Origin of the sequence: Streptomyces tricolor, assembly GCF_002155905.1 — a bacterium.
Lineage (GTDB): Bacteria > Actinomycetota > Actinomycetes > Streptomycetales > Streptomycetaceae > Streptomyces > Streptomyces tricolor.
The window spans coordinates 1-224 of the sequence record NZ_MUMF01000489.1; the positions used below are offsets into that span (position 1 = coordinate 1).

1 pseudogene is annotated in these 224 nt (G+C 70.1%); it reads left to right on the forward strand.

Going from position 1 to position 224, the window contains the following annotated elements:
- Positions 1 to 112 precede the first annotated feature (112 nt).
- Positions 113 to 224: pseudogene (locus CCN44_RS46660) on the forward strand (thioesterase); the annotation flags it as partial.

A 224-nucleotide genomic window follows, 5' to 3' on the forward strand; every position in this document is an offset into this window, starting at 1 on the left:
CGTACGCACCGGCCGCGTGGCGTGTTCAATTCCGGTTCCGGACGGCCGTACCGGCGTGGCGAATCGGCCATGCCGGGCGTGTCGCGGCGGGCGGGCGGGAACAATCCCCCATATGACGATGACCACCGCCGAAGCCGACAAGATCCTCTCCACCCGTTTCGCCCCCTGGGTGCTCGATCTCGGGCTGACCGTCGAAGCGGTGGGCGAGGACCGGGCCGTGCTGC